The following is a 21212-nucleotide window of genomic DNA, read 5'->3' as shown; positions in this document are numbered from 1 at the left end:
CCCCGAATCGCACGCCGCCGCCCGCCCGTTGCGCCATCCCCCGCATTCATCCGAGTCCATGCTCTCTTCGCGCTTCAGGCCCTGGCACGTTCCGCTGTTCATCGGCAAGTACGCCTGGCTCACGATGCGCCGGATGCCGGTCCTCGTGCACTTCGAAGTCACGCTGCGCTGCAATGCGCGCTGCGGCTTCTGCGACTACTGGAAGACCCATCCCAGCGCCCGCGACCAGGAGCTGGCGAGCTTCGCCGACGCGGCCCGGTTCTTCAATCCGATGATGGTCACGTTCACCGGCGGCGAACCGCTCATGCGGCGCGATCTGGAGTCCATCGTGAGCGCGGTGTCGGCCGCCGTGCGCCTCAAGTACGTGGCCCTCATCACCCACGGCGCCATGCTCACGCCGGCGCGCGCCCGCTCGCTCTGGGATGCCGGCGTGCACCAGTTCAACATCTCGCTCGATTATCTGGACGGGCGTCACGACTCGGCCCGCGGCATTCCCGGGCTCACCGACCGGATCTTCGCCGCCGTGCCCGGCATGCTGGCCCTGGGGGTCGACAACATCCGGTTCAATACGGTGATCAAGAACGACAACCTCGACCAGATCCTCCCGATCGTGGAGCGGGCGTGGGAGATCGGCGCCGGCGTCAATCTCAGCGTGTACACCGACGCCAAGAACGGCAACGACGCCTACCGGCTGGGCGACGCGCACGGCCGCGAGCTCGACGAACTGGTCGCCGCGCTGCTCGCGTTCAAGCGCCGGCATCGCGGCGTGATCACCAGTTCCGACTACTACCTGCGGCAGATCCCACGCTACGTGCGCGGCGCGCTGCGCGAGCCCTGCCGGTCGGGCATTCGCACCATCCACGTGGATCCGGTGGGACACGTCAAGCGGTGCCCCGATTTTCCCACCGATTTCCACTGGCGTGACTTCCGACGCTATCAACCCATCAAGTGCAATGCCTGCTATTATGCGTGCCGGGGCGAGGCGCAGGCCCCGCTGGAATGGTCGCGGGTGCAGGATGTGATGGGCTCGACGCGCGCCGGAGGGGCGGTATGACGGAATTCCTGCTCGTCAACGCGACACAGGTGCTCACGTGCGCCGGTCCCGCCGAGGCGCGCCGTGGTGCGGCGATGGCCGATGCCGCGCCGCGCAGCGGCCACGCGGTGGCGGTGCGCAACGGCCTCGTCGACGCCGTGGGCCCGGAGGATGCCGTGCGCCGCGCCTATCCCGATGCCGAACTCATCGACTGCGAGCGCGGCCTCCTCACCCCGGGATTCGTCGATTCGCACACCCACGCGATCTTCGGCCGCGGACGGTACGCCGAGCACGAGATGCGCGCCGCCGGCCTGGACTACATGGAGATCGCGCGCCGCGGCGGCGGGATTCACGCCTCGGTGCGCGATCTCCGCGCGCGCGACGAGACCGACCTCTACACGCTGGCCGCGGCCCGCCTGCGCCAACTCGCCCGGAGCGGCGTGACGACGGTCGAGGTGAAGTCGGGGTACGGGCTCACCGTGGACGACGAGCTCAAGATGCTGCGCGTCATTCGCCGGCTCGCCGCCGACCTGCCGCTCCGGATCGTGCCCACGTTCCTCGGCGCCCATGAGGTGCCGCTCGAGCACCGTGGGTCGCCCCGGTCGCGCCGCGCCTATATCGATCTGCTCATCCACGAACTCATTCCGCGGGTCGCCGCCGAGCGCCTGGCCGTGTTCGCGGACGTGTTCTGCGAGACCCACGTGTACACGGCGGCCGAATCGCGCGAGATCCTCGAGGCGGCGCGCGGTGCCGGACTCGAACTCAAGCTGCACGCCGACGAACTGAGTCCCTCCGGCGGCGCCGAGCTCGCGGCGGCCCTCGATGCCACGTCGGCCGACCACCTGGCCGCGATATCGGATGCCGGGATCGCCGCCCTGGCCGGCGCCCACACCGTGGCCACCCTCCTGCCGGCCACGATGACCTTCCTCGGCCGGCCGGCCCAGGCGCCGGCGCGCCGGTTGATCGAGGCCGGCGTCCCCGTGGCCCTCGCCACCGATTTCAATCCTGGCACGTCGCCCACTCTCCACTTTCCCACCGTGCTCACGCTGGCCGTGAGCCAACTGCGGTTGAGCGCCGCCGAGGCCCTGGTGGCGGCCACCGTGAACGGCGCGGCCGCGCTCGGCCTGGCCGGGTCGGTGGGGCAGATTGCCCCAGGATTCTCGGCCGACCTCGCGCTGTTCGACGCCGAGGACTATCGTGAACTCCCATACTGGTTTGGCGCGCAGCTGTACCGGCGGTCCTGGGTGCGGGGCAAACCTTGTGACTGGTAGCACTTAGCGGTAGGTTATTACGTTCGTCTCCCCCCGACGAGGATCACCGTCGGCCCTTCTCCTGAAGCCTTCCGGGCGCTGATGTCGAACATCGCCAAGCTCAAAAAGAAGGCGGCCGAATTCGAGCTCAAGCGGCAGCCGGACAAGGCGCTCTCCGCGTATATCGAGCTGCTGACGGAGTACGAGGCCAGCCCCGAGGAGATGGACGTCGCCCTGTTCAATCGGGTGGGCGACCTGCTCCTCAAACAGGGGAATGTGGCCGACGCGGTCGACTACTACGAAAAGGCCGTCGACCACTACAGCGAGGGTGGCTTCTTCAACAACGCCATCGCGCTCTGCAACAAGATCCTCCGCCAGTCTCCGGGGCGCACGAGCGTCTACTACAAGCTCGGCAAGATCAGCGCCCAGAAGGGGTTCACGGCCGACGCCAAGCGGAACTTCCTCGAATTCGCCGATCGCATGCAGAAGGCCGGCAAGCTCGACGAGGCCTTCCGCGCGCTCAAGGAGTTCGCCGATCTCTGCCCGGATCAGGACGACATCCGCCTGATGCTCGCCGACCAGCTGCAGAAGGTGGGCAAGGCGCCCGAGGCGGTGCAGCAGTTGCAGCTCCTCTACCAGCGCTACATGGCGGAGGATCGCAAGTCCGAAGCGGAAGCCACGGCCGAGCGCATTCGCTCCATCGATCCCGACGCCGAAGTGCGCGCCGGCGACACGCCGCTCGAGACCAAGGCGCAGGATCTGGTCTTCCTGGATCTGAACGAAGCGCCGCGTCCGGCGCGCATGAGCACGCAGATGGGCGCACCGTCGCCTGCCGCGCCGCCTCCTCCGGCGGCCCCGCGCGCGACGCCGCCCGTGGCCCCATCGATCGTGGAGCCCACGCACGTGGCCGGTGCGGTCACCGCCCATGAGGCCGACGCAGCGGCGCTCGATGGGGTGACGCGAGCGACCGACCTCGCGGCCGGCACCGATGCCGGCGCGGCGCAGGACGCGGCGCCCCTCGCCGGACTGGAGGCGACGTCTTTCGACGCCCGCGCCACGGGCGCCTTCCCCGCGTCGCTGGTCGACCTGGAGCCGACTTCGCTGTTCGAGCCCGAGCCGGAGCTGCCCGCGGAAGCCGAAGCCGCCGTCGAAGCCGAAACCGAGGTGGACGCGGACATCGAGGGCCCGGCGCTCGAGTTGATCCTGCCGGATGATGCGGCGCCCACCCTGCCGATGCCGACGCCGCGGTCGAGCGCCACGCCGGCATCCGCGTCCCCCACGGCCGGGCTGCCCCTCATGGACTTCGAGGAGCCCGGGCGCCCCTCCGGCGAAGTGCGGGCCGCCGAGATGGAGGCGACGCCGAGCGAGGGCATGACCGCGGGCCGGATCTCGGACGTCGGCCGGGCCTCGACCCTGCTCGCGGCGCATTCGGTGGAGATGCTGCACGCCGTGGTGGAGGGCGCGCCGGAGGACTGGGATGCGCACCGCGAGTTGGGCGAAGCGATGCTCGAGGCGGGCGACCGCGAGGGTGGTCTCCACGCGTTCGAGACGGCCATGCGCGGCTACGAGCGCGACGGCAATCTCGACGCCGCCGCCTCGATGGCCGACGAGATCGTGCGCGCCGATCCGGGTTCCGTGAAGCACTACCAGAAGCGCGTGGAATACGCGTTCCGGTCCAACGACAAGCGGCGCCTGGTCGACGCGTATCTGGAGTTGGCCGACGCGCTGTTCCGCGGCGACCAGGCCGACAAGGCGCGCGTGATCTACCGGCGTGTGCTGGATCTCTCGCCCAACGACCTGCGGGCCCAGGCGGCCCTCAGCGCGTTGCCCGAAGTCCCGGCGGCCGACGCGGCGCAGGGGCACGGCGCGCCCGCGGGCGAGCGCAAGTCGCGTCCCGTGGAGACGCCGCGCGATGGCGGATCGTTCGTCAATCTGGGCGATCTCATGCGGGAGGAGGAGCCGGCCAAGGACACGCGCATGGTCGTGGCCGAGGAAGAGCCGACCGGCGACGAGGAGGCCGACTTCGCGGACATGCTCAAGAAGTTCAAGCAGGGCGTGGCCGAGAACGTCGAGGAAGAGGACTACCAGAGCCACTACGACCTGGGCATCGCGTACAAGGAGATGGGACTGCTCGACGAGGCGATCTCCGAATTCCAGAAGGCCCTGCGTGGCGCCGACAAGCGCGTGCGCACGTACGAGTCCATCGGCCAGTGCTTCATGGAAAAGGCGCAGTACCAGATGGCGGCCACGCTGCTGGGCCGCGCGCTCCTCGAGAAGGGCATGAGCGACGATCAACTCGTCGGCGTGCTGTACCTGCTGGGCCGCGCCTGCGAAGAACTGGGCAGGCCCGCCGACGCCATCACCTACTATCAGCGCATCTTCGTCGTCGACATCCAGTTCCGTGACGTCGGGGAGCGGATGAACGCCCTCGAGAAGGCCGGCCGGTGAGCGGCGTCATCGCCCGCCCGCGGTCGCCGATGACCGACGCGCTCCGCGGCATCCAGGCCCCGGTCATGGACCGGCTCGAGCGCGTGGTCGAAGAGATGCATCGCATGATCACCTCCGACCTCGCGATGGTGGAGCAGGTGAGCGCCCACCTCCTGGGCATGCGCGGCAAGATGTTCCGGCCCACGCTCCTGCTGCTGGCCAGCGACCTCGAAGGCAAGCCCGAGCCGCGCGCCGTCACGCTCGCCGCGGTCATCGAGCTCATGCATCTGGCCACCCTCGTGCACGACGACTCGGTGGATCACTCGGCCACGCGCCGCGGCCTGCCCACCGTCAACTCGATGTTCAGTCATCAGGTGTCGGTGATCATGGGGGACTTCCTCTATTCCCGGGCCCTGCGGGCGCTGGTCACGGTGCGTGACTTCGACGTCCTGCGCGTGATCACCGACGTGTCGAGCGAGCTGAGCATGGGCGAGATGCGGCAATTGGCGGCCATCGATGCGCTGAGCTTCGGCGAGGACGAGTACTTTCTGCTCATCCGCGCCAAGACGGCGTCGCTGCTCTCGGCGGCGTGCGAGAGCGGCGCGCTGTGCGGCGCGCCGCGGTTCCGCGACGCGCTGGCCCGCTACGGCGACCGGCTGGGCATGGCGTTCCAGATCATCGACGACATCCTCGATTATACCGAGGACGAGTCGGTCACCGGCAAGCCGTCGGGCAACGATCTGCGGGAACACAAGGTCACGCTGCCCCTCATCGCGGTGCTGCCGGCGTTGTCGGCGGCGGCGCGCCGCCGCGTGGACCAGCTGTTCTCCGACGACCAACCGTCGGACGAGGCGATCCAGGACGTGATGGGCATCGTGGCCGAGGCCGGCGGGATCGACGCCGCGCGGCGCCGCGGCGAGCAGTTCGCGATCGAGGCCGAAGATGCGCTGGCCGCGGTGCCGCCGTCTCCCGCGCGCGCCGCCCTCGTCGACGCGATCGCGTACGTCACCGACCGGCGCTGGTGATGCCGCCGCGCGGATCGTCCAGACATCGCCCAGGCTTCCACGCGCTGGTGCTCGCCATCGGGTTCATCGTCGGCGGCGCGTTCACGCAGATCGCGAGGCTCTGGCTGCCGGCCGGCGCGGTGAAGGAATTCCTGACCACGGGGGTCACGCCATCGATCGGGCCGTTGCCCATCGACCTCATCATCATCAAGTTCAGTGTAGGCCCGGTGGCCCTCGACGTCTCGCTGCTCAGTCTGGTCGGGGTGCTCGTTGCCTACCTCATCGCACGATCGCTCTTCTAGGAGACGATATGAATTTCGGTAACTTCGGCGTCATGGAGTGGCTCGTTGTCCTGGCGATCGTGCTCGTGCTGTTCGGCGCCAAGCGCGTGCCCGAGATCGGGGCCTCGCTGGGCAAGGGCATTCGCGAATTCAAGCGCAGCATCAACGACGTGCAGCGGCAGGTGACGGAGCCCGAAGAGGAGCGCCGCATCGACCGGATGGCGCCGGGCGAGCCGGTGGCGCGGGCCAATGCCGCGGACGAGCCGGTGCGCGAACCCAAGCGGTTGATCTGAACCAACGCGCGGCTCGCGCAGACAAAACGGCGCCCCGGCTTCTGGCCGGGGCGCCGTTTGAGCATTCGGGGCCGGACTCAGCTCGCGGCGTGCCGCGTGGCCGCGTCGATCTGCTTGCGACGGTCGTCGATCTTGGCCGAGTCGTGCAGGTCCTGGAGGAACATCTGCAGGCGCGCCTGCTGCAGCTGGTTGAGCCGCTGCTGACGCTGCACGTCCTTCTGCTTGGCCCACGCGGCGCTGTCGGCACTCACGCGGCGATCCACGCGAAGGACCGTGATCTGTGTTTCGCCGCGCACCGGTTGGCTGACCGCGCCCAGGGGAAGCCCGAACGCGGCGCCGATGGCGCGCGTGTACTGGCCCCCGAGACCCGGCACGAACGCCGTGCGCGTGAACATCACCGCCGTCTTCTGGACGTGGAGGTTCATCTTCTGCGCCGCGGCTTCGAGGGTTGACGACGCGGCGGCGGTGGCGAATGCCGTGGCCGGCGCCATCATCCGATCAAGGTGGTGTTGCGCCGCGACCGCGGAACGGAGTTCGTCCTGCACGGCGTCGAAACTCCGCAGGCCACCCGGCGTGAGCGTGTCGAGCCGCGCCAGGAAGTAGCCGTTGTCGCTGTCGTAGAGATCGCTCACCTCGCCCTTCTTGGTGCCCGTGAACGCCCACGCGCTCACGCTCGGCACCTGGACGCCGTTGAGCGTGGCCGGCTGGCCTTCGGACGCCGTGATCTTGTAGATGGTCAGCTTGAGCTGGGCCGCGGCGCTGTCGAGCTTGGTGGGGTCTTCGGAATTCGCGGCGATCTTGGCCAGATCGTCGGCCTCGCGGTCGGTGCGCGCGGTGCTCGAGTCGCTGGGCTGGATCGGGAGCAGGATGTGCCGCACCGAGATCGTGTCGCCCTTGCGCGAATCCACCTCGATGAGATGGTAGCCGAAGGGCGTGAGCACCGGACCCGAGATCTCTCCCGGCTTGAGCTTCCACGCCACGCTGTCGAACGCCGGCACGAACTTCCCCTTCACGGCCTTGCCCAGCTCGCCGCCGTTGGGGGCCGACGCCGTGTCCGTGGACTCGCGCTTGGCGACGTCGGCGAACGTGGACTTGCCGGAGGTGATCTCGGCCCGGAGCGCCAGCAGGTGGTTGCGCACGGCGGCGCTATCGGCGGCCGTGGTGACGCGCGGAATCTCGACCACGGAGAGCACGGCCACGCCTGGCCGGGTGAATTCGTCATGGTGCGCATCGTAATACGCGTGCATCTCGGCGTCGGTCGCCGACTTCAGGTCGGACGAGTCGGGCACGTTGCTCCACGCGACGTAGCTCACCGAGGCACTGTCGTGCGCGTCCTGCCAGGCGCGCCAGAGCTCGGCGTCGGTCACGTACACGCCGCTCGTGATCTGCTCGAACAGCTTCTGCTTCGGGATCTCGGTGCGGTAGTAGGTCTCGAGTTGCACGAGCAGCCCGCTCTCGCGCGCCGCCGGACTCTGCAGCAGGCGCTGGTACTTGGCCATGTCGAACTTGCCGTCCGTCTGGAGATCGGGGCTCTGCTGGATCCAGGACGGGGGCGCGTACTTGGCGTATTCGCGAATCTCGTCGGCGGTCACCGAGATGCCGCGCCGCTTGTATTCTTGATCGAGCAGGATCTGCGTGACCATCTGATCGAAGACGGAATTCTCGATCTGCTGCTCTTCGTCCTGGGTCAGCGTGCGGCCGGCCGACTGCTGCTCGGACTGCACCTGGTTCTGCACGGTCTGCTCGTACGCCGTGTACAGGATTTCATGGCCGTCCACCTTGGCCACGGCTGTACTCGGGGTCACGGCGGCCGTGGTGCCTAGGCCGGATGTCTGGTAGAGAAGGAAGCCGATGACGAATGGGCCCGCGATGACGAAGACCCAGATGTACCTGGCCCAACTCCGCATGGTGTGCAGCACGCGGCGTTACTCCTGATGCGAACGATGGTTGCGACCGAAAAGCAGAGCAGAAAAAGGTATCCGGTGGACGGGCCTAAAATCAAGTCGGAGTGTGACTTCTGATTGACTTGGACTGTCTGCAATAAGTATTGTTCCGACTCCCACCGCCTGCCGCCTGATCGAGGCCCCCCATGGCGAGTTCAGCTCGCATCGATGAACTGAAAAAGAAATTCGACGAGAACCCCCGGCGCTATTTCGCCCCATTGGCGAATGAGTACCGCAAGGCAGGCGATCCCGACCAGGCGATCGCCATCTGCCGGGAGTTCTTGCCGCAGCAGCCCGGACACATGAGTGGACACATCGTGTACGGGCAGGCGCTGTTCGACGCCCAGCAGTTCGAAGAGGCGAAGTCGGTGTTCGACATGGCGCTCAGCCTCGACCCCGAGAATCTGATCGCGCTCCGCTACCTGGGGGACATCTCTCGAGGGCTGGGCGACGTCGACTCCGCGCGGGCGTGGTACCAGCGCGTGCTCGACGCCGATCCGCGGAACGACGAGATCGCCGCCGTCCTCACGTCGCTGGCCGAGGCCGCGCCGGCACCGGCGGCTCCTCCGGACGCGGCACCAGAGGGCGCCCAGGCGGCCGAGCCCGGGCCGTCCGGCATGCTCATCATCGGGGAGATCTCCCTGCCGGGGCTGGAGCCGGTCCAGCCCCCCGCGGCCGGGGAGGCCACGGCCGCCGCGGAGCCGCCGGTCGTCGAGTCTGCCGCGCTCGAGATCGAGCCGGCCATGCCCGCGCCGGAGCCGGAGCCCGTCGCGGCGGAACCGGAGCCTGCGACCTCGGAGCGTGTGGCCGAGGCTCCACCGGAGCCGCCGCGGGGCGCTGCGCCGCCGGCCGAGGAGCTGCTGGATCTGGACGACCTGCGGATCGTGGCCGAGACGGCCGTGGTGCCACGCGTGAGCACACCCCGTGCGTCGCTGCAGTCCCTCGGCATGGAATTCGAACGGGCCGACGACGAGATGTTCACCACCGAGCCAGAACGCATCGAGACGGTGGATGACCGGGGGGACGAGCCGGCCGCCGGTTCGGCCGAGGCGATTGCCGCGATCGAGGGCATCGACGCTGAGATGGAGATTCCGGGCGACATGGAGCCGGCGGCGTCCCCAGAACCCCCACTCGCCTCGGCAGCACCGACACCGGCCGTGGACGAGTTGCCGAACCTGGCATTCGAGGCTCCCGACGCCCCCGGGGCCCCGGTGGTCGCCGAGGCCGAGAAGCCAAGCGACCCGTTCGCCACCGAGACGATGGCCGAGTTGTACTTGTCGCAGGGCCACTATGGCGACGCGCTGCGTGTGTACAGGCAGATACTGGACGCGCGGCCTGGAGACCCGGGGTTGCAGGCCAAGATCGATCGGGTGGAGGCAATGACGGCGCCGACGCCGGCCATTCCGATGGCGGCCATTCCTGCGCCGGAGGCCCCCGTGGCCCCGGTGGCGGATGCGGCCGTGGTGCCTGAGGCGCCTGAGGCGCCGGTGGAAGTGCCGCCGGAGCCGATGGCGGACGCCGGACCGTCCATCCGCGAATTCCTGGGCGGGCTGGCGCGATGGGTGCCGCGGTCCGGTGCCGCCGTGACGGAGACCGACCCGATCGCCGAGGCGGTGGTGGTGGAGGAGCAGTCGGTGACGTTCACCGAGGAAAGCGTGGAGGTGTTCGCTGCCGGCGCGCCGGACGCGGGCCCGACGGTACCCGCGGAGCGCGGTGGGACGATCGACGCGCTGTTCGGTGGGGGGGGCGGGACCGCCGAGGATCAGGGTGCGGCGGCCACGCTGGCGGGCGCGTTCGGCGTCGTGGTGGACGATTCGGCCACGCCGACGCCGCCGATGTCCGGCGCGCCGGCTCGGCGCGCGACCACCGAACTCTCGCTCGACTCGGTGTTTCGCGAGCCGTTGCCGCCGCCGTCGCCGGCACCGGCCGGATTCTCGTTCGACCGGTTCTTCGCGGGCGGAACGCCTGCGCGGGGGGCGGCGGTGAACGAGACTCCGGCGCAGGGGCAGCCGTCGGAATCGGCGGCCGAGGACATCGAGCAGTTCAATTCGTGGCTCGACGGGTTGAAGAAGCGGTGAGAATCGCCGTCCTGAACGGCCCAAACCTGAATCTCCTCGGCACACGCGAGCCGGCGCTGTATGGGCACGACTCGCTGGCCGACGTGGAGCGGAAGCTGGGCGACGTGGCGCGCGCGCTGAACTTCGAGATCGAATTCGCGCAGCGGAACGGAGAGGGCGCCCTGGTGGACGTCATCCAGGAATGGCGGTCGCGGGTGCACGGCGCGGTGGTCAACGCCGGGGCGTACAGCCACACCAGTCTGGCGATCCGCGATGCGCTTTCGGCGGTCGCGATTCCGTTCGTCGAGGTGCACATCACCAACGTCTACGCCCGCGAGCCGGAGCGCCAGCGGTCGATGCTCGCGCCGGCCGCGATCGGCGTCGTGTATGGACTGGGCGTGTTCGGCTACGAACTGGCTCTGCGCGGGCTGGCGGCCCACCTGGCGCCCCGTGGCTGACGCACGTCCGCGGCGACTGGCCGCGCTGTCCGATGCCGTCACGGCGGCGCAGTTGGACGCGCTGCTGGTGACGGGCCTGGCGAACATCCGGTATCTGACCGGATTCTCCGGGTCGAGCGCGTTGGTGGTGGTCACGCCGCGCGACACGCTACTGATCACCGATTTCCGCTACCAGACGCAGGTGGTGGACGAGGTGGGCGCGCTGGCGCGCGTCGTGATCGAGCCGGTGAGCCTCTGGAGCGGCCTGTGGGAGCACCTGGGGGCGATGGGCGGCGTGAAGGTGGTGGGTTTCGAGTCGCCGCACATCGTGCATCGGGATTTCCAGCGGCTCCTCGAGGCGGGCAGCCGCTGGCAGTGGCGGGCGACGTCGGACCTGGTGGAGCGCCTGCGGGAGCGGAAGGACGAGGGCGAGGTGGCGTGCATCCAGCGGGCCGTGGACGTGGCGGGCCGGGCACTCGCGCGCACGTTGCCCGCAGTGCGTGCCGGGATGACCGAGCTGGCCGTGGCCGGGCTGCTGGAGCACGCGCTACGGGACGAGGGGAGCGAGGGGTTCGCGTTCCCGTCGATCGTTGCGGCGGGGGCACGTTCGGCGCTGCCGCACGCGCAGCCCACGGGGCACCGGGTGGCGGTGGGGGACTTCCTGCTGTTCGACTTCGGGGCCTCGGTGGACGGGTATGTTTCCGACGTCACGCGGACCGTGGTGGTGGGGCGCGCCAGCGCGGAGCAGCGGGAGGTGTACGAAGTCGTCCGCGAGGCGAACCGGTTGGCCTCGGCGGCGGTGCACGCCGGGATGACCGGGCGGGATGCCGACGCGGTCGCGCGGAGCTACATTGAGCGGCACGGGCTGGGGGAGCTGTTCGGGCACAGCCTGGGGCACGGGATCGGGCTGGAGGTGCACGAAGCGCCCCGCCTGGCCCGGACGGCCGAGCAGGTGCTCCCGCAGGGAGCAGTGGTGACCATCGAGCCGGGCGTGTACCGGCCCGGGTGGGGCGGGGTGAGAATCGAAGATGACGTTTGGCTGGGTGCGCACGGACCGCGCGTCCTGACGGATATTCCCCGGGAGTTAGTCGAGCTGGTGTGACGCGGCAGTCCGCGCCATTTCAACGACCCTTATGATCGACCTTCGCTACGTAAAGAAACTCATCGACATCATAGATGGCTCGACGGTGGATTCGATCGAGATCTCGTCCGACAAGGGACTGAAGATCCGGATTTCGAAGACCCCATCGCAGCGCGGGACCGTGCAGATGACGGCCCCGGTGCAGATGCCGCCGATGATCCAGGGTCCGGCCGTCGAAGGCCGGACGACCCCGTCGCAGGGGTTCGCGGCGATGCTGGGCGAGGGGGAAGGCGCGCCCAAGACCGCGCCCGCGCCGGCCGGCCTCGAGGTGAAGTCGCCGATGGTGGGCACCTTCTACCACGCGCCGGAGCCGGGGGCGAAACCCTACGTCTCGGTGGGCTCGCGGGTGGCCAAGGGGCAGATTCTCTGCATCATCGAGGCGATGAAGATCATGAACGAGATCGAGTCCGAGTATGCGGGGGTCGTGAAGGAAGTGCTGATGCAGGATGCCCAGCCGGTGGAGTACGGCCAGGTGCTCTTCCGTATCGACCCCAATGGATAGCGCCGCGTCGTCCGTCAATCCGGGCGCGGGCGCGGCGGCGCCGTCGACGTTCAACTTCAAGGGCGTCCTCGAGCAGCTGGTCCGGCGCGGGGCCTCCGACCTGCACCTCAAGGTGGGGCGGCCGCCCACGCTGCGCGTGAACGGCGATCTCGAGCCGCTCGAGCTCTCCCCGATGCGGCCCGAGGACCTCAAGGCCCTGGCCGAGCAGTTGATGACCGTGCGCCAGGTGAAGCAGTTCGCAGAAGAGAAGGAGTGCGACTTCGCGGTGGGCGTGCCGGGCATCGGGCGGTTCCGCGTGAACGTGTATCAGCAGCGCGGTTCGCTGTGCTTCGCGATGCGCGCCATTCCGTACCAGGCGCGCACGATCGAGGAGTTGAACCTGCCGATGGTGCTCAAGGAGATCGCGCTCAAGCCGCGCGGGCTCGTGCTCGTCACGGGCATCACGGGGTCGGGGAAGTCGACGGCGCTGGCGGCGATGCTCCAGCACGTCAATGAGAATCGCAAGGCGAACATCATCACGATCGAGGACCCGATCGAGTTCCTGCATCGCGACATCAACTGCCACATCAATCAGCGGGAAGTGGGCACCGACACGACCACGTTCTCGCAAGCGTTGCGGCGCGTGTTGCGGCAGGATCCGGACGTGATCCTGATCGGCGAGATCCGCGATCTCGACACGCTCGACACGGCGCTCCAGGCGGCCGACACGGGGCATCTGGTGTTCTCCACGCTGCACACCACCGACGCGACCCAGACGATCAGCCGCGTGCTGTCGTTCTATCCGCCGCACCAGCAGGCCGAGGTGCGGTTCTCGCTGGCCAGCGCGCTGCAGGCCGTGGTGTCGCTGCGGCTGGTCCCCCGGGCCGACAAGCCGGGCCGCATCCCGGCGGCGGAGGTGCTGATCAACACGGGCACGGTGCGCGATCAGATCCGCGACATGACCAAGCTTCTCAACATCCCCGAGCTGATCAAGGACGGCACCGTCCAGTACGGCATGCAGACCTTCGACCAGTCGCTGATGCAGCACTACACGCGCGGCATCGTGTCCTACGAGAGCGCGCTGTTCTACGCCACGAGTCCGAGCGAATTCGCGCTGCGGGTGCAGGGTGTGGCGGGAACGAGCGATACCAGCTGGTCGCCCTTCGAGGGCGAGACGGCGAGCTGACCGCCGCGCGTCGCATGATCACGGACGCCCCCAGCAGCCGACGGGCCTCGACTCGAGAATCCGGTGTTTAAGAAGGTACTCATCGCCAATCGCGGGGAGATCGCGCTCCGCGTCATCCGCGCCTGCAAGGAGCTGGGCGTCGAGACGGTCGCCGTGTACTCCGAAGCCGATCGCGAGTCGCTCCACGTGCGATTCGCCGACGACGACGTGTGCATCGGACCGCCGCCGGCGCGCGACTCCTACCTGCGCATCCCGCGCCTGATCGCGGCCGCCGAGATCACCGGGGCCGACGCCATCCACCCCGGCTACGGGTTCCTGGCCGAGAACGCCGAGTTCGCGGAGACCTGCGTCGCGTCCAACATCGCGTTCATCGGGCCCACCGCCGAGCAGATCCGCGTGATGGGCGACAAGGCGGCGGCTCGCAAGGCGATGACCGAGGTGGGGGTGCCGATCATTCCCGGCACCCCGGGCCCGGTGGAGGACGTGGACGAGGCGCTCGGGTTCGCCCGGCAGATCGGCTTTCCGGTGATCATCAAGGCGGCGGCCGGCGGCGGGGGCAAGGGCATGCGCGTGGCCAAGGACGCCGACGACTTCGCGCGGTCGTTCCAGCTCGCCCGCTCCGAGGCGCTGAGCGCGTTCGGCAACGGGGACGTGTACGTCGAGAAGTACCTGGCCCGGCCGCGGCACATCGAGTTCCAGATCCTCGGCGACCGGCACGGCCACGTGATCCATCTGGGCGAGCGCGACTGTTCCGTGCAGCGCCGCCATCAGAAGCTGATCGAGGAGGCGCCGAGCCCCGCCGTCACGCCGGAGCTTCGCGCGCGCATGGGGGCCGCGGCCGTGGCCGGCGCCAAGGCCATCAACTACGTGGGCGCGGGCACGATCGAGATGCTGCTCGACACCGACGGGTCGTTCTACTTCATGGAGATGAACACGCGCATCCAGGTGGAGCATCCGGTCACCGAGATGCTCACCGGCGTGGACCTCGTGAAGGAGCAGATCCGCGTGGCGGCCGGCGAGCCGCTCTCGATCACCGAAATGCCCCCGTTGCGCGGGCACGTGATCGAAGTCCGCGTGAACGCCGAGGATCCGGCGCGCAACTTCCAGCCGTCGCCGGGCACGATCACGACCTTCCATCCACCGGGCGGCCCCGGGGTGCGCCTGGACTCGCACGTATACGCGGGCTATGCGGTGCCGCCGTACTACGACTCGCTGCTCGGCAAGCTCGTCTGCCAGGGCCGCGACCGTGCCGAGGCGATCGTGCGCGTGCGGGTGGCGCTGGAGGGATTCGTCATCGAAGGCGTGACGACGACCATCCCGTTCCTTGCCCGCGTGATGCAGAACCCGCGATTCCAGGCCGGCGAGGTGGATACCAAGTTCCTCGAGCGTGAACCGGATCTGATGAAGGAGCCCACCTAGGTGCGCGTGGACGTCTTCTTCACGGCGCGCGAGGTCGGGCCGGGAGACGTCGCCGGGCGGGTGGTGGCGGTGGTGGACGTCCTGCGGGCCTCGTCGTCGATCGCGACGGCTCTGGCCCACGGCGCCCGCGCCGTGGTCCCCGGGGAGAGTTCGGAGGCGATCGTGGCCCTGTCCAAGGCCTTCGATCGGCGCGAGGTGCGGCTGGCCGGCGAGCGGCGGATGCGGATGATCGACGGGTTCGACCTCGGCAATTCGCCCCTCGAGTTCACGCGCGACGCGGTGGAGGGACACACCGTGCTGATGACGACCACCAACGGCACGGGCGCGATCGCGGCGACGCAGGGGGCGAAGGAAGTGCTCGTGGGCGCGTACGTGAACTTCTCGCCCGTGGCCGCCGTGCTGCGCGCCGCGGCCCGGCGCGGCGCCGACCTCGCGTTCATCTGCGCCGGTCATGAGGGACAGTTCGCGCTCGAGGACGCGGCGTGCGTGGGGCGCTTCGTGCGACACGCCACGCGCCGGGTGGCCGGCGCCACGCTCAACGACGCGGCGCTCGCTGCCGTGCAGCTGGACCGCAAGTTCGGCGACGACCTGTGGCGCCTGTTCGAGACGGCGAATCACGGGCAAGCCCTGGCCAACGCAGGGTTCGCCGCCGACCTCGTGGCCTGCGCGACGCTCGACGCGCACCTGGTCGTGCCCGTGTACCAGGACCGGCAGATCGTCCGGCTCGCCGCGCCCGCGGAGGCCTGACGATGCGCGACGCCCTCAAGCGCGAACTCGCGGCCATCGCACTCCTGCTGTTCGCGATCTTCCTTGCCGGCTCATTCGTCGTGCTCGGGATGGCGCAACTGAGCGGCGGCGTGGACGTGCGCGCCAACGTCGGATGGGTGGGCGCGTACCTCGCCCGTCCGCTGGTGGCGCTGCTCGGCTGGCCGGGGGCCATCCTCACGCCGCTCGTGCCCGCGGTGCACGCGCTGCGTCTGTTCGGCCGTCTCGAGTCGGACACCGATCGGTCGTGGATCATCTTCGTGGCGGGGCTGGTGGTGCTGCTGCCGGTGGCGCTCGCGCTGGCCGGCGGACTGCGCCTGGGAGACGACGCCGCGGCCGCGTCGGGCCTCTGGGGGGCGCTCGTGGGCGAATACTGGCGCGCCTGGTTCGGCGGGCTCGGGGCCTGGGTGGTGGTGGCGCTGGCGCTGTCGGCGCTGATGGCCGCCACCCTCGCCTGGAATCCGATTCGCGCGATCATCGGCGCGCGTCACGCGGCGTTGGGCGACGCCGGCAGCGCCGTCCGGCGCGGAAGCGATCGCGCCCTGGCGCTCGAACCGCCGCCCGAGGAGATGCCGGGCATCGAACTCGCGCTGGAGGCGGCGGGTGCCGACGCCGACGAGGCGGAGCCGCCAAAGAAGCGCTCCCGCAAGCGCACCAAGGCCGAGGCGGCGGCGGAGCGCGACGAGGAGATCGCGGCGGAGATCAATGCGTCGGCGCCGCTGGGCGAGGCGCTGGCCGACGAACTCCCGGGCCCCGAACTGCTCACCCCGCCGCCGCCGCGCGTGGGCGATGGGGGCAAGCGCGACCTCGACCTGATGGGGGAGAAGCTCATCGCCGCGCTGCGCACCTTCAAGGTGGACGGCGACCTCGTGGGCCGGACCACCGGCCCCGTGGTCACGCAGTTCGAGATCGAGCCGGCGCCCGGCGTGAAGGTGCGGCAGTTCGCGAACCTGGCCAACGACCTGGCGCTCGCCATGCGGGCCCAGAGCATCCGCATCGTGGCGCCGATCCCCGGGCGCGGCGCGGTGGGCGTGGAAGTGCCCAATCCGCAGTCCGAGATCGTGGCGTTCCGCGAACTCATCGAGACGCGGGACTTCCAGAATGCGCGCGCCGCGCTCCCGATCGCGCTCGGCAAGGACCTCGAGGGACGGCCCGTGATCGCCGACCTCGCCAAGATGCCGCACCTGCTGATCGCCGGCGCCACCGGGTCGGGCAAGTCGGTGTGCGTGAACACGATCATCACCAGCCTCATCTACCGCCACACGCCGCGCACGCTGCGATTGTTGATGGTCGACCCCAAGATGGTCGAGCTGTCGGTGTACAACACGCTGCCGCACCTGCGGCACAAGGTGGTCACCGACAACCGCGACGCGGCGTCGGTGCTGCACTGGGCCAAGCACGAGATGGAGGACCGCTACAAGCTCCTCGCCGCCAACGGCTGCCGGAACATCCAGGAGTTCAACAAGCGCGTGCAGGACGGCGCGCCCCTCAAGCACCCCAAGCAGCCGGACGCCGCGTTCGAGGAACTCACGTACACCGGCGATGTACTGCCGTATATCGTGATCGTGATCGACGAGATGGCGGATCTCATGATGACCGTGCAGAGCGAGGTGGAGACGCCGATCGCGATGCTGGCGCAGAAGGCGCGTGCCATCGGCATTCACCTGCTGCTGGCCACGCAGCGCCCGAGCGTCAACGTGATCACCGGGTTGATCAAGGCCAACTTTCCCAGCCGCATCGCATTCCGCGTGGCGTCGCAGGTGGACAGCCGCACGATCATCGACGGCGCCGGCGCCGAGGCGCTGCTCGGCAACGGCGACATGCTGTTCATTCCGCCGGGCAAGTCGGAACCGGCGCGGCTGCAGGGCGCGTTCATCTCGAGCGAGGACACCGAGCGGCTCATGCACTGGTACGAGGGCCGCAACGAGGCCCGGCGCAAGGCGCGGCTGGCTCAGGGACTGGGGCTCGACGAGGCCACCGAGGAAGACATTCTCGAGGCGGTGCGGGCCCGCGAAGCCGCCGAGTCGGCGAAGCCCGAGGAGCCGGACGCCGAGGCGGGCGATCGCGACAAGCTGTTCCGCGAAGCCGCCGAGGCGGTGATCCAGAACCAGGGCGGATCCACGTCGCTGCTGCAGCGCCGGCTCAAGATCGGCTACGGGCGGGCGGCCCGCATCATCGACCAGTTGGAGTTGGCCGGGGTCCTCGGTCGCGCCGAACCCGGCTCGAGCAAGCCGCGCGACGTGCTCGCCGGGCTCGAGGACCTGGACCGCATCTGCGGGCCGCGCGTCTGATGCGGCGGCTGGCGTGCGCTGCCGCGGCGCTCGTCGCGGTGTCGCTGAGCGCGACGCCCAGGGCACGGGCCCAGGATACGACGCGGAAGCAGGTCGCCCCTCCGGCCGCCGCCGACACCGACTCCACGGCGCGTCCCTCGCTGCCCGTGAACGGGCTGCTGCTGCGGGCCCAGCACGAGCGCTACGAGATGACGGTGGTGTCTCCCGACAGCACCCACGTGGTGGGCATGCGCGACGTGGATGCGCAGTTGAGCACGTACGGGGCGTTCCCGGCGTGGCGCATCGTCGAGACGCGGAGCGGCGCCGTGGCGTCGGTGGACACGCTCTACGCGTCGTACACCGACCTGCGGCCGCTGCACTGGTCGTCCACGCAGGGGCTGAGCCGCCTGGCGCTCGAGTTCACGCCGGATTCCATCTATGGCGGTACGAGCGGACCGAGCGGCGACCACACGATCATGATGGCCAACCGCGGCGACCTGCTCGCCGGGGCGCCGATGACCGAGCTGGCGCTGCAGCAGATGCCGCTGAGCGTGGGGCGCGTCGATTCGGTGTCGGTGCTGGTGATCGATCTGGGCTCCAGCCGGATCCTCCCGGCCACCCTCTCCGTGGATGGCGAGCAGGACGTGACCACGGGGCTGGGGCGCACGCACTGTTGGGTGGTGACGCTCAACACCGCCCTGGGGGTCCGGCGAATGTGGGTGGCCGAATCCGACCCCGTCGTGGTCCAGACCCGGCAGGACATCCCGGGCATGCCCAACTCGGTCCTGGTCGAGCGGCTCGTGTCCCGGCGGTAGGCTGCGGCGTTCCGATCCGGACGCGCGCGATCGGGTGATGCTCGGTGGGCCGGGAGCCGTAGGTTGGCCCCATGTCAGCGGCAACGCAGGCGTTCGGGGAGCTCGGAGAGCGCATCGCGGAACGGTGGTTGGCTCAGCGTGGCTGGCGGGTGGTGCACCGCCGGTACCGGTCGGGGCATCGGGACATCGACCTCGTAGTGGAGCGCGACGGAACGGTCGCGTTCGTCGAGGTGAAAGCTCGGTCCGGCGATCGGTTCGGAGATCCGGTGGAAGCAGTTAACTGGCGTAAGCGCAAAGAGTTAGAGCGTTCCGCCAGGACCTGGATCACCCGCCACGGCCGTTCCGACGAGTCGTACCGGTTCGACGTCGTGGGGATCCTGGTCCAGGGGCGGCGGGTGCGGGTGCGGCACGTGGAGAATGCGTTCGAAGTGCGTTCTGTCCCTTGATTCCTCGGAGGAGCTTCGTATTTTCTTCGGGGTAACGATAGGAACGCCCGCCGGGTTACGATTAGCCTGCGTGGCCAGGGGATCACGCTCAACAAAGGGAATGCCAACCATGGCCGTCTCCACGATGCAGGACGACAAGAAGAAGGCATTGAACCTGGCCATCGCGCAGATCGAGAAGAACTGCGGCAAGGGTTCGATCATGCGCCTCGGCGCGGACAATCGGATTCGTGTGGAGGCGATCCCCACCGGCGCCATCAATCTCGATGCGGCGATCGGCGTGGGCGGCATTCCGCGCGGCCGCGTCACCGAGATCTACGGACCGGAGTCGAGCGGCAAGACCACGCTCTGTCTGCACGTGGTGGCCAATGCGCAGCGCACGGGCGGCGTGGCGGCGTTCATCGACGCCGAGCACGCGCTCGACGTGGATTACGCGCGCAAGCTCGGCGTGGACATCGACGCGCTGCTCATCTCTCAGCCGGATACGGGCGAGCAGGCGCTGGAGATCTGCGAGATTCTCGTGCGCTCGGGCGCCGTGGACGTGATCGTCATCGACTCGGTGGCGGCGCTGGTGCCCAAGGCCGAAATCGAGGGCGACATGGGCGACTCGCACGTCGGCCTCCAGGCGCGGCTCATGAGCCAGGCGCTGCGCAAGCTCACCGGCGCGATCGCGCGCTCGCGGACGTCGGTGATCTTCATCAACCAGTTGCGCGAGAAGATCGGCGTGATGTTCGGCAATCCGGAGACCACCACCGGCGGCAAGGCGCTCAAGTTCTACGCGTCGCTGCGGCTGGACATCCGCCGCATCGGGGCGGTGAAGGAGAAGGAGGACGTGGTGGGCTCGCACGTCCGCGTGAAGGTGGTCAAGAACAAGGTGGCGGCTCCGTTCCGCCAGGCCGAATTCGACATCATGTACGCCGAGGGCATCAGTCACACGTCGCTGCTCGTGGACATCGGTGCCGAGGCCAACATCATCGAGAAGTCGGGCGCCTGGTACAGCTACAAGGGGCAGAAGATCGGGCAGGGTCGTGAGAACGCCAAGCTCTACCTCAAGGACAATCCGGCGATGCTCGCCGAGATCGAGGAGAAGGTGAAGGCCATCCTGGGCGTGGCCCCCGTGATCGCCGGCCCGTCCGAGGATGCCGTCGAGGAGTAACGCGCACCACCAGACCACCGGACACGTCAACGTGCCGGGGAGACGTAGCCTGAACGCGACGGGACCCGGAAACTCCCAACGCTACAGGGTACGGATCCCCGGCACTTTGCCGTCGGAGCGGCCATGCCCGTGATCACGGCCATCACGGCGCACGTCAAGAAACCGGGACGGTTCGAGGTCTTCGTGGACGGACAGCCGGAGGGCGCGGTGTCCGTGGAGGCCATCGAGCGGTTGCGGCTCGGCGTCGGCGTGGCGTTCGACCCGGTGCGGCCCGCGTTTGCCGCCGAGCTGGCGCTCGTTGCCACGTGGGATCGCGCCACGAGGCTGCTGGCCGCCCGCGCGCGGTCGCGCGCGGAATTGCGCCGGCAGCTCCTGCTCAAGGGCGAGGCCGCGGGCCCTGTGGACGCCGCGCTCGACCGTCTGGAACGCGCCGGATATCTGGACGACGCCGATTATGCGCGGCAGTTTGCCCGCAGCAAGGCCTTGGGGCGGGGCATGTCGCGGCGCCGTGTGCAGCAGGAGCTGGCCAAGCGCGGCATCTCACGCGAACTGGCCGAAGCCGCGCTGGCCGACGTATTCGCGGACGAGGGGGTGGGGGAGGGCGAAGCCGTGGCGCGGTTGGCGCGCAAGAAGCTCCGGAGCCTGATCCGTCTCGATGCGCCCACGCGCCGCCGGCGATTGTACGCGTTCCTGGCGCGCCGCGGGTTCGAGCACGACGATATCAGCCGGGTGTTGCGCGACCTCGGCGAGGACGGCGTCGAGCCCACGGACTGAAGGGCATAGTGCGTCGCGATTTGGTATATTCCGCGCG

19 protein-coding genes are annotated in these 21212 nt (G+C 69.3%); 18 read left to right on the top strand and 1 reads right to left on the bottom strand.

What is annotated here, in order from left to right; all coding sequences use genetic code 11:
* The first annotated feature begins 58 nt into the window (after positions 1-58).
* The 6 genes from VNE60_13910 (at position 59) to VNE60_13885 (ending at position 6288) form a co-directional block, all read left to right on the top strand.
* On the top strand, positions 59-1054 hold the full coding sequence (locus VNE60_13910; protein HVB32616.1) for a radical SAM protein: 996 nt from the start codon (positions 59-61) through the stop codon (positions 1052-1054).
* Complete coding sequence (gene hutI, locus VNE60_13905; protein HVB32615.1) at positions 1051-2304, top strand: imidazolonepropionase; 1254 nt, start codon at positions 1051-1053, stop codon at positions 2302-2304. Before VNE60_13910 ends, hutI begins: the two co-directional genes overlap by 4 nt.
* Before the next feature lie 81 nt (positions 2305-2385).
* Positions 2386-4731: a tetratricopeptide repeat protein gene (locus VNE60_13900; protein HVB32614.1), complete on the top strand. Its 2346-nt coding sequence runs from the start codon at positions 2386-2388 to the stop codon at positions 4729-4731.
* Positions 4728-5735 (top strand): polyprenyl synthetase family protein, encoded by a 1008-nt coding sequence (locus tag VNE60_13895; GenBank protein HVB32613.1) that lies wholly within the window; start codon positions 4728-4730, stop codon positions 5733-5735. The genes VNE60_13900 and VNE60_13895 overlap by 4 nt, the downstream gene beginning before the upstream one ends.
* On the top strand, positions 5735-6016 hold the full coding sequence (locus VNE60_13890; protein ID HVB32612.1) for a DUF4321 domain-containing protein: 282 nt from the start codon (positions 5735-5737) through the stop codon (positions 6014-6016). Before VNE60_13895 ends, VNE60_13890 begins: the two co-directional genes overlap by 1 nt.
* Before the next feature lie 8 nt (positions 6017-6024).
* Complete coding sequence (locus tag VNE60_13885; GenBank protein HVB32611.1) at positions 6025-6288, top strand: twin-arginine translocase TatA/TatE family subunit; 264 nt, start codon at positions 6025-6027, stop codon at positions 6286-6288.
* Positions 6289-6365: 77 nt separating this feature from the next.
* Here the strand turns inward: VNE60_13885 and VNE60_13880 are convergent, their stop codons facing one another.
* The gene (locus tag VNE60_13880) at positions 6366-8207 is read right to left on the bottom strand and encodes a peptidyl-prolyl cis-trans isomerase (GenBank protein ID HVB32610.1); all 1842 of its coding nucleotides are present in this window, start codon (positions 8205-8207) and stop codon (positions 6366-6368) included.
* A 170-nt stretch (positions 8208-8377) separates the two neighbouring features.
* On the opposite strand from VNE60_13880, the gene VNE60_13875 reads away from it, so the two are divergent.
* The 12 genes from VNE60_13875 to VNE60_13820 all read left to right on the top strand — a co-directional run bounded on the left by VNE60_13875 (position 8378) and on the right by VNE60_13820 (position 21175).
* Positions 8378-10309 carry a tetratricopeptide repeat protein gene (locus tag VNE60_13875; protein HVB32609.1) on the top strand — a complete coding sequence of 644 codons (1932 nt, stop codon included), beginning with the start codon at positions 8378-8380 and terminating at the stop codon, positions 10307-10309.
* Positions 10306-10746: a type II 3-dehydroquinate dehydratase gene (gene aroQ / locus VNE60_13870; protein ID HVB32608.1), complete on the top strand. Its 441-nt coding sequence runs from the start codon at positions 10306-10308 to the stop codon at positions 10744-10746. The genes VNE60_13875 and aroQ overlap by 4 nt, the downstream gene beginning before the upstream one ends.
* Positions 10739-11827, top strand: a complete 1089-nt coding sequence (locus tag VNE60_13865; protein ID HVB32607.1) for a Xaa-Pro peptidase family protein — start codon at positions 10739-10741, stop codon at positions 11825-11827. Before aroQ ends, VNE60_13865 begins: the two co-directional genes overlap by 8 nt.
* A 31-nt stretch (positions 11828-11858) precedes the next feature.
* Positions 11859-12368, top strand: coding sequence for an acetyl-CoA carboxylase biotin carboxyl carrier protein (accB, locus tag VNE60_13860; protein HVB32606.1), 510 nt, complete (start codon positions 11859-11861; stop codon positions 12366-12368).
* Complete coding sequence (locus VNE60_13855) at positions 12361-13533, top strand: PilT/PilU family type 4a pilus ATPase (GenBank protein HVB32605.1); 1173 nt, start codon at positions 12361-12363, stop codon at positions 13531-13533. Before accB ends, VNE60_13855 begins: the two co-directional genes overlap by 8 nt.
* Before the next feature lie 63 nt (positions 13534-13596).
* Positions 13597-14952, top strand: a complete 1356-nt coding sequence (gene accC / locus VNE60_13850; protein HVB32604.1) for an acetyl-CoA carboxylase biotin carboxylase subunit — start codon at positions 13597-13599, stop codon at positions 14950-14952.
* The gene (locus tag VNE60_13845) at positions 14953-15699 is read left to right on the top strand and encodes a 2-phosphosulfolactate phosphatase (protein ID HVB32603.1); all 747 of its coding nucleotides are present in this window, start codon (positions 14953-14955) and stop codon (positions 15697-15699) included.
* A 2-nt stretch (positions 15700-15701) separates the two neighbouring features.
* The gene (locus VNE60_13840) at positions 15702-18008 is read left to right on the top strand and encodes a DNA translocase FtsK 4TM domain-containing protein (protein ID HVB32602.1); all 2307 of its coding nucleotides are present in this window, start codon (positions 15702-15704) and stop codon (positions 18006-18008) included.
* Positions 18008-18802, top strand: a complete 795-nt coding sequence (locus VNE60_13835; GenBank protein HVB32601.1) for a hypothetical protein — start codon at positions 18008-18010, stop codon at positions 18800-18802. The genes VNE60_13840 and VNE60_13835 overlap by 1 nt, the downstream gene beginning before the upstream one ends.
* Positions 18803-18873: 71 nt before the next feature.
* Positions 18874-19248, top strand: a complete 375-nt coding sequence (locus VNE60_13830; protein ID HVB32600.1) for a YraN family protein — start codon at positions 18874-18876, stop codon at positions 19246-19248.
* 109 nt (positions 19249-19357) lie between these two features.
* The gene (gene recA, locus VNE60_13825) at positions 19358-20401 is read left to right on the top strand and encodes a recombinase RecA (GenBank protein ID HVB32599.1); all 1044 of its coding nucleotides are present in this window, start codon (positions 19358-19360) and stop codon (positions 20399-20401) included.
* Positions 20402-20524: 123 nt separating this feature from the next.
* Positions 20525-21175, top strand: a complete 651-nt coding sequence (locus VNE60_13820; GenBank protein HVB32598.1) for a regulatory protein RecX — start codon at positions 20525-20527, stop codon at positions 21173-21175.
* Positions 21176-21212 lie beyond the last annotated feature (37 nt).

This window comes from Gemmatimonadaceae bacterium (assembly GCA_035533755.1).
In the GTDB taxonomy this organism is placed as follows: domain Bacteria; phylum Gemmatimonadota; class Gemmatimonadetes; order Gemmatimonadales; family Gemmatimonadaceae; genus JAGWRI01.
This window is presented reverse-complemented; position numbering and strand designations above follow the sequence as displayed.